The organism is Oceanivirga salmonicida, assembly GCF_001517915.1.
Lineage (GTDB): Bacteria > Fusobacteriota > Fusobacteriia > Fusobacteriales > Leptotrichiaceae > Oceanivirga > Oceanivirga salmonicida.
Genome location: NZ_LOQI01000062.1, coordinates 1 through 9,548, shown reverse-complemented (window position 1 = coordinate 9,548; position 9,548 = coordinate 1). Strand labels below are relative to the sequence as shown.

Here is a 9,548-nt window from a genome sequence, read left to right as displayed (position 1 = left end):
TCTAATATATAGGCTTGTTTACGTTTAGATTTATTATAATGTTGAAATATAAATTTTTCCTTTCTATTATTTAAAGTTATTGGATAATAAATATATTCTAAATCAGGGTGTTCTTTTTTTATTTTCTCTATTCGAGGTTTAATTTCATTTCTAAAAATATTTTTAAGTTCTTTTGAAAGTTTTTTTACACCATATTTTAAAATATATGAATTAGAATTAATTTCTTTTTCTGAGATAGTTGTAGTATTTTTTGCATGATAAGTTTTAAGCATTTTTGTTAAAAAATTATTATCAGGATGTGTACTATAATTTACAGGTATATCATTTTTATCAAATAATAAGCCTAATTCTATTTTATCTTCCAAAGTATGTGTTGTTAGGTTATAATATGATTTTTTGAAATTATATTTGTAAATATTAGGCATTTTTTTATATATCCAACCCAGAATAATAGTTTTATTTTCAACAATAATCTTATTTATTCTATGAATGTCAGCATCGTTAAATTTATATTTTTCTCCCATAGAATTAATATAATACAATGAATCTCTTTTTGAAGTAGCGAAATTTATTTTTGTAAATATTAAAAATTTCATTACATCACTAAGAGAATATTCGAATTTATAACGAGAAGAAATTTTTTTAAAAATTATATCTAATTCTAGTTTATAATAAAAAACAGACCAAAAAATATGACCAATAAATATTAAATTATTAAATAATTTTTTATTTTTTTTAGTATTATAAAATTTTCTTGCAGTAGTTGCTTTTATATTAATATTTATAATTTTTTCACTTTTAATTTTTTCTATTTCGGCATTAGCGATTTTTCTAAAATGTTCTATGGGATTTTCATAAATTTCTTTTAATTTTGAAACTTCTCCATAAGTTTTTAATATTATGCTTTTAGAATTTTTAGTTTTTGGGTCATAAATATTATCCAAAAGTTGAAGATATATTTTTGATTTTATTTTTTTCACATTATATCTCATTTTAAAACCTCCATATAAATTTATTATACATTTTTACACCATGTTAGTCAATTTTTATTTTTTTTAATATTTTCAATTATAATAAGTGTTTGATGGTGTTTTTTTATACTGGAAATATATTATAAATATTTTTGACAAGATTTTTTTTCAAGTTAATATGATAATAGAGGTACCTTAAACTTTAATTAAAAGACTAACTATTAAAAGTCAAGAATAAATTTAAAATAGTTATTCCAAAAATTTATGCATAACAAAAATAACTACACTAAATAGAATTTTTGAAATATTTATCTTTGTTCTACATAAGGTTCATTCTTTTTTAGAACAGCATAAATAATATGGCACATTTTACGAGCTACAGCATTAACTGCTACTAAATGGTGTTTACCTTCAATACGTTTTTTATCATAAAAATCTTTGAATATAGTGTCATTAGTACAAGCAATAAAAGCGGCTTGAAACAAGGCTTTTCTTAGGTGTGATGAGCCACGTTTACTTAAATGTCCGTGCTGTCCGTTTGATTCACCTGATTGATTAACAGTTGAATCTAAACCAGCATAAGCAACAATTTTCTTATCACTAGAAAATTTGTTAATATCACCTAATTCAGCAAGTATAGTAGCACCTGTTATTGGTCCTATACCTGGTATTGTAAGAATGGGTGTATTTAGGTCTTTAACTATTAATTCTATTTCATTTTCTAATAGTTCAATTTGAGTTTCAATAACTTTAATTTGTTCTATTAAACATTTAATTTGAATAGAATATGAATTAAGAGCAAAATTAATACCAAAAGAAGTTTTAGATGCTTCTTTTAGATTATTTAATTTAATACTAGCAGAATTTTTTAAAGTAATATTTTTTAAAACTTTCTTAAAATCTTTTGCTTTAAGATTTTTAAAATCTTCAGCTGTATTAAAGTTAAGTAGTATTTCTTTAGAAGTTTGTCCAAATATATTACTAAAATATGATGAATATTCAGGGAATACTTGGTCCAAATTAGCAATAATTTTTCTTTTTAAATCACTTGTTTGTTCTATTAAATAATGTCTGAATCTAGTCATATTACGTAGATTTAAATATTTTTCATCAGCAAGTGAAGTTGTTTCATAATTACCATAACGTATAAAGTCAGCAATCATAATAGAATCAATGATATCAGTTTTACGTTTTCTGATTTCAGTGGCACGACGCCAACCATCGGTTTGAATGGGGTTAATAACAATAATATTAAAGCCTTTTTCTAATAGATATGAATATACAGATAACCAATAATGACCTGTAGCTTCCATACCTACTAGAATATCATTTATTGAATATTTTTCTAATCTCTCAAGTAAAGAATCAGTACCTTTAACAGAATTAGAAAAAGAATGTGCTTTGAAAATTGTATTGCCGTTATTATCAAGTAATGAAGCAATGTGAGTATTTTTAGCAATATCAATACCTAAATAAAACATAAAATCACCTACTATAATATATTTTTAGATAGAAGTCCTCAAGGGCTGATAAAAGTCACTACCTTGTTCTATATGCGAAGTACATTAATATGCCAACATCTAACTAATTCGTAAACACTTTATCAGAAGAGGCATCACTCTTTTTAACGAAGTCAAAGCTACAAGGAGGCAACGATGTCACTCTATCTAATTAAGTATATTATATATATAAAATAATATATAAACAATAATTTATATAAATAAAAATTTAAGATATAGAATATCTGATTTTAGATAACTATATTATACAAGGAGGGAATATATGTGTTATCTACAGTAATAATAGCTGATGATTTAACTGGAGCAAATGCTAGTGGAGTTTTATTTTTAGACTTACAAATGAAAGTTATGACTGCATTGCATGATGAAATTTCTAGTAATTTTATTAAAAACTTCTCAGATATTGATGTAATAGCTATATCGACTAATTCTAGAGCAGATAATTTAGATTTAGCTTATAAAAAAGTATTTAATGCTGGTAAATTTTTTAAAAAATATGAGAAAAGCAATGAAATAATATTTAATAAAAGGATTGACAGCACTTTAAGAGGGAATATAGGGACTGAAATTGATGCCATAATTGATGCTTTGGGAAAAGATAGAATTGTTTTTATGGTTCCAGCATTTCCTAAATCAAAAAGACAATGTCATAAAGGTTATATGATAGTTGATGGTGTTTATTTACAAAATACTAGTGTCGCAAATGACCCTAAAACTCCTGTAACAATGTCTAGAGTTAAAGATATTATAAAATTACAATCAAAAAATAAAATTGCTGAGATACATCTTGATACAATAATAAAGTCAACTAAAGAAATACTTTTAGAAGTTGATAAACAGGTTGAATCTGGTGCTAAAATAATAGTATTTGATGCATTGTCAGATGATGATATAGATAAAATAGCAAGTACAATTTATAATTACAAAAAAAAATATATAACAGTTTGTCCGGGGCCATTTATAAAAGCTATATGTAATTATAAATTATTAGAAAAAATTACTAAAAAAGATAAAATTTTATTAGTAATAGGAAGTGTTACAGACTTAACTAAGCAACAAATACATTATCTTATGTCAAAAGAAGAAGTTTCATATTTTTATTTATCAGCTTTAGAATTATTAGATAATTATGATGATTTATATTATTTAGAGACTATGTCAGAATATATTATAAAAGAAATTTCTCATAATATTATTTGTATAACAACAACTAATGTAGATGATAATTATAAAATTGATTTAGATGTAGAGGCTAAGTTTAGAAATATAGATATAGAAGAAGCAAGCCAAAGAATAAATAAAGCATTATCAAGTATATCTGAAAAGATAATATCACATGATAAAGATATAGTGGGTTTAGTCACAAGTGGTGGTGATACTACAAAGGCAGTTACAAACTCATTGGATTGTGATGCGTTGAAATTAGAATCAGAAATAATACCATTAGTTGTTCATGGGAAATTATATAAAAATAAAAAGAAATTTTTAGATATAGTTACAAAGGGTGGATTAATAGGTAAAAGAGATGGGTTATACAAATGTGTTAAACATCTACAAAAATAAAAAATTAATAAAGAGGAGTGAAATATAATGAATAAGAGACCGTTAATTGCTATACCAATAGGGGATCCTGCAGGTATAGGACCTGAAATAGTTGTTAAAGCTATGGCAGATAAACATGTATATGAAGTTTGTAAACCAGTGATTATTGGAGATTATGGTGTAATTAAAGATGCGTGTAGATTTTCAAATTTAAATTTAAATATTAATATAATTGATGAAGTAAATCAGGGTAAATATGAATATGGAATAATAGATTTAATAGATTTAAAAAATATTGATATGAGTAAATTAGAATATGGAAAAGAAATTGCTATGTGTGGTATAGCAGCATATGAATATATAGAAAAATGTATACAGTTAGCAATGGATAAAAAAGTTGATGTGGTGTCTACAAGTACAATAAATAAAAAATCTTTAAAAATGGGAAATATTCCATTTATAGGTCATACAGAAATATTTGGTAAATTAACAAATTCACACGATCCTTTAACTATGTTTGAAGTTAGAGGAATGAGAGTATTTTTTTTGAGTAGACATGTTGCTCTTAAAAAAGCTTGTGATATGGTAACAAAAGAAAGATTATTGGATTATATTAATAGATGTACAATAGAACTTAATAAATTAGGTGTAAAAGATCCTGTTATAGCAATAGCAGGTTTAAATCCACATAGTGGAGAAGAAGGTTTGTTTGGGAATGAAGAAGTTGAATCTATTATACCAGCAGTAAAAGAAGCTAATAAATTAGGATATAAAGTAGTTGGTCCTATTGGCGCAGATTCTGTATTTCATTTAGCGCTTCAAGGTAGATATGATGCAGTATTATCACTTTATCATGATCAAGGTCATATAGCAACTAAAACTTTAGATTTTGAAAAAACAATATCTATAACTACTGGTATGCCTTTTTTAAGAACCTCTGTTGATCATGGAACAGCATTGGATATAGCAGGTCAAGGAATAGCTAGTGCTGTAAGTATGATAGAAGCTATATATTTAGGTGCTAAATATGGAAATAATTATTCAAAAGCATGTGAAAAAATAAAAAATAAGGAGGATTAGTTATGGTAGTAAATACACAATTAATATTAGGGTTAATAATAGGGATAATATTATTAATTCTATTAATTTTAAAAACTAAGGTTCATCCGTTTTTAGCAATGATAATAGTAGCGTCATTTATAGGTTTATTTGGTGGAATGGCATCAGGAGATGTAATAAAGGCTATAACAAGTGGATTTGGTGGAACTTTATCAAGTATAGGTATAATTATAGGTTTTGGTGTTATGATGGGACAACTATTTGAAGTTTCTGGAGCAGCTGAGAGAATGGCTAAAACATTTATAAAAATGTTAGGTAAAGGTAAAGAAGAGATTGCGTTAGTATTGACTGGATTTATAGTCTCTATTCCTATATTTTGTGATTCAGGATTTGTAATTTTATCACCATTGGTAAAAGCTATTTCAAAAACGACTAAAAAATCTATGACAAGTTTAGGTTTGTCGCTAGCAATAGGATTAGTAGTTACGCATTCATTAGTACCACCAACTCCAGGACCAGTAGGAGTTGCGGGAATATATGGTGTAGGTGTTGGTCATATATTACTTTGGGGTATAATTATAGCAATACCTATGGTAATAGCAGGTTTATTATATGCTAAGAAAGTAGGAAAAGAAATATATTTAATAGCTACTGATGATACATTAGAACCAATTAAAAGAGTAAAAGCAGAAGATATTAAAATTACATATGAAACAGTTTTAGAGGATAAAAAAAATTTACCTTCTAATTTTATAACATTTACACCAATTTTATTACCCATAGTATTAATATTGATAAATCAATTAATAGGATTTTTCAAAATAGAAGGGGTCATGAAACAAGTATTTGTATTTATAGGAAATCCAGTTATAGCTGTTGCAGTAGGGTTAATAGTAGCAATAATTGGATTAACAGGTAGACTTACTAGGGAAGAAACCATAAAACAAATGGAAATAGGAATTAAATCAGCTGGTATAATATTGTTAGTTACAGGTGCTGGAGGATCATTGGGGTCTGTTCTTCGTAGTAGTGGAGCAGGTAATGAAATAGCGGAATTTATAGCTTCTAGTTCATTACCACCAATTTTATTGCCTTTCATAATTGCAACCATAGTTAGATTAATACAAGGCTCAGGGACAGTTGCTATGATAACAGCAGCTTCAATTACTGCACCAATATTGGTAAATTTAAATGTAAATTTAGTATTTGCTGCTCTTGCTTCATGTGTAGGATCATTATTCTTTAGTAATTTTAATGATAGTTATTTCTGGGTAGTTCATAGAACTTTGGGAATTACAAATACAAAGGAACAAATTAAGGCATATTCTATAACTTCTACAATAGCTTGGTTTGTAGGTGGGATTACAGTATTTATTTTAAATGCGATATTTGGATAAAATTAGTAGAAATATAAATTATAACTAGTAGAAAGAAAAACTTTTTACTAGTTTTTAATTGAAATAATAAATAATTGAAAGTAAACTATACTAATAATTTAGTGCATTTTTTATTATATTTTATATAATTTATGGTATTTTAATTAAATTTTAAAATTTGACAATATTATAAATCAAGTTACAATAGTTGTATAGTGTTTATCATATATTATATATAGTAAAAGGTGGATATAATGAGAAAAAAATTAGATGAATTAATAAAAAAGAAAACTTTTTTAATAGTATCGCATAGAGGCTTATATGGTGCTAATATTATAGATAATACATTAGAATCTGTTGAATTGGCGTTTAGAACAGGTGCAGATATTGTAGAAATTGATGTTATAAAATCAACTGATAATATATTGTATGCTTTTCATTCAAATGAAGAATTTAAAAGGTTTAATAAGAATATAAAATTAAGTGAAATGAGTTCAAAAGAAATAGAAAATTTAGAATATTTAAATGTATTAGGTAATAAAACTGGTAAAAAAGTAGATAAAATTGAAGATATTTTAAAATTTTCAAAAGGTAAAGGATTAATTAATTTAGATAGAGCTTGGGATAATTTTGATGAAGTTTTTAAATTAGTAAAAAAATTAAATATGGAAGATGAAGTTATAGTTAAATCACCACCTAATGATGAATATATTTCATTTTTAAAAAATAGTGATATCAAGTTAATGTATATGCCAATATTAGATGATTATAAAGATATTGATAAGGTAATTGATGAAAAAATAAATTTAGTTGCAGTTGAATTATTGTTTAAAAATTCAAGTGATAAAATTATTTCAAATGAATATATTAATAAATTAAAAAATAAGAATATACATATATGGGCAAATTCTATTGAGTTAGGGGGTATACATAAATTACAAGCAGGATATTCTGATGATTTTTCATTATTTAATGATGGAAAGGGTTGGGAATGGTTATATGAAAGGGGATTTAATATTATACAAACAGATTGGCCTTTCTTATTATATGAATTTAGAAATAACAAAATTAATGGAGGAAAGATAAAATGAAAAAAATTTTAATGACACTTATTTTAAGTTTAGCGATGTTATCATGTGGTGATAAGAAATTAATTGTTTATACTAATTCTGGTACAAATGGAAGGGCAGAATATTTAACAGAAGAAGCTAAAAAAGCAGGTTTTGATATTAGTGTTGTATCAGCAGGGGGAACAGAAACATCTAATAGATTATTAGCAGAAAAAAATAAACCTATTGCAGATGTTGTATTTGGATTAAATCCTATAGAATATGAAAAATTAAAAAAAGCTGATGTTTTAGAAAAATATGAACCAGTTTGGGCAAAAGATATTCCTATGGGATTATCTGATCCAGAAGGTTATTATCATGCAGTAACACAAACAGCACTATTAGCAGTATACAATAAAGAAGTCATAGAAAAAATTGGAAAAGTACCTACTGATTGGGTAGAATTAGCAACTGATCCATTATTTAAAGATAAGTATAGTATTTTTAAAACAACAAGTGGGACAAGTAAAGCAGTTTATTCTAGTATAATTTCTAGATATAAAGATCCAAATGGAGATTTAGGTATATCAGATAAAGGTTGGGAAGTAGTTAAAAATTATTTCGGAAATGCACATATAATACAAGGTGAAGAAGACTGGTGGGGAAACCTTATGCAAGGTAAAATGGCAGTTCAAATGATATGGGCATCAGGAGCTATTGAAAGAGGTAAAAAATATAATTATGATTATGGTATTATGAATCCTGAAATAGGTGTACCATTAGTTGTTGAACAATTGGCAATAATAAAAGGAACTCAAAAGAAAGAAATGGCTGAGAAATTCATAGATTGGTTAGGATCGGCAGAACAACAAGCATTATGGGCACAAAAATTTGGGACAACTCCGGCATTACCGGAAGCATTAGCAAAAGCTCCTAAAGAAAGTCAAGAAATAATAAAAAATTTAAAAATACAACAAATAGATTGGAAATTTGTATCTGAAAACATAGATGCTTGGCTTGAAAAAGCACAGTTACAATATATAAAATAGGTAGGTTATAATAAAATGATAAGATTTAAAGATGTGCAAATAAGTTATGGTAAATTTGTAGCGGTTGATAATTTAAATTTAGAGATAAAAGAAGGTGAATTTTTCACTATGTTAGGACCATCGGGTTGTGGTAAAACTACAACTTTAAGGGCCTTATTAGGATTTAATGAAGTCACTAAGGGAGAAATATACATAAACGAAAAAAATGTAACAAAAATGCCTATAGAAGAAAGAGGTATAGGTATAGTATTTCAAAGTTATGCATTATTTCCTACAATGACGGTTTATGAAAATATTGCTTTTGGTTTAAAAGTAAAAAAATTAAATAAAGATGAAGTTGATAAAAAAGTTAGAGAAATTTGTAAAAAAGTACATATAACAGAAGATAAATTATTTAAAAATGTTTCAGAATTATCAGGTGGACAACAACAAAGAATAGCAATTGCAAGAGCGCTTGTATTAAATCCAGCAATATTATGTTTAGATGAGCCATTATCTAATTTGGATGCTAAATTAAGAGTTGAGTTAAGAAGAGAATTAAAGAGATTGCAAAAACAATTAAAAATAACGACTATTTATGTAACACATGATCAAGAAGAAGCTTTGACATTATCAGATAAAATAGCAGTTTTTAATAATGGGTTTGTTGAGCAAGTTGGAACTCCAAAAGAAATATATGAAAAATCAAAATCAAAATTTGTATGTGAATTTATAGGAGACATAAATAAATTACAGAAAACTGATTTAGAAAAAATAAGTCCAATATTAAGTGATAAATTTAATAAAGATGCAGATATTTATTTTAGATTAGAAAATCTAAAAACTTTAAGATATGATGAAAGTGATATTGAGATTGAAGCAATTATTGATGATGTAGAATATACGGGTATGACTTCAAAAATAACATATGAAGTAAATGGAGTAAAATTAAAAAATGTCGAAAAAAATTCAAGTGATAAAGATTTTAAGGTAGGAGAAACTA

The 9,548-nt window shown here is 25.8% G+C and carries 8 protein-coding genes; 6 read left to right on the top strand and 2 right to left on the bottom strand.

The window, feature by feature from the left end:
* Both AWT72_RS07050 and AWT72_RS07045 read right to left on the bottom strand, forming a co-directional pair.
* The coding region (locus tag AWT72_RS07050) for a hypothetical protein (RefSeq protein ID WP_156413103.1) at positions 1-992 on the bottom strand (992 nt) is incomplete at its 3' end.
* A gap of 287 nt (positions 993-1,279) precedes the next feature.
* Positions 1,280-2,452 (bottom strand): IS110 family RNA-guided transposase, encoded by a 1,173-nt coding sequence (locus AWT72_RS07045; protein ID WP_067142918.1) that lies wholly within the window; start codon positions 2,450-2,452, stop codon positions 1,280-1,282.
* A 303-nt stretch (positions 2,453-2,755) separates the two neighbouring features.
* On the opposite strand from AWT72_RS07045, the gene AWT72_RS07040 reads away from it, so the two are divergent.
* The 6 genes from AWT72_RS07040 to AWT72_RS07015 all read left to right on the top strand — a co-directional run.
* Complete coding sequence (locus AWT72_RS07040) at positions 2,756-4,054, top strand: four-carbon acid sugar kinase family protein (RefSeq protein ID WP_067142915.1); 1,299 nt, start codon at positions 2,756-2,758, stop codon at positions 4,052-4,054.
* A 27-nt stretch (positions 4,055-4,081) separates the two neighbouring features.
* Positions 4,082-5,113, top strand: coding sequence for a 4-hydroxythreonine-4-phosphate dehydrogenase PdxA (pdxA, locus tag AWT72_RS07035; protein WP_067142912.1), 1,032 nt, complete (start codon positions 4,082-4,084; stop codon positions 5,111-5,113).
* Positions 5,114-5,115: 2 nt separating this feature from the next.
* A complete protein-coding gene (locus AWT72_RS07030) occupies positions 5,116-6,489 on the top strand; it encodes a GntP family permease (RefSeq protein ID WP_067142909.1) in 1,374 nt (457 codons plus the stop codon).
* A gap of 233 nt (positions 6,490-6,722) precedes the next feature.
* Positions 6,723-7,559, top strand: a complete 837-nt coding sequence (locus tag AWT72_RS07025; protein WP_067142906.1) for a glycerophosphodiester phosphodiesterase family protein — start codon at positions 6,723-6,725, stop codon at positions 7,557-7,559.
* Positions 7,556-8,566: an extracellular solute-binding protein gene (locus AWT72_RS07020; RefSeq protein ID WP_067142903.1), complete on the top strand. Its 1,011-nt coding sequence runs from the start codon at positions 7,556-7,558 to the stop codon at positions 8,564-8,566. Before AWT72_RS07025 ends, AWT72_RS07020 begins: the two co-directional genes overlap by 4 nt.
* Before the next feature lie 15 nt (positions 8,567-8,581).
* A partial coding sequence (locus tag AWT72_RS07015; protein WP_067142899.1) for an ABC transporter ATP-binding protein occupies positions 8,582-9,548 on the top strand: 967 nt, incomplete at its 3' end.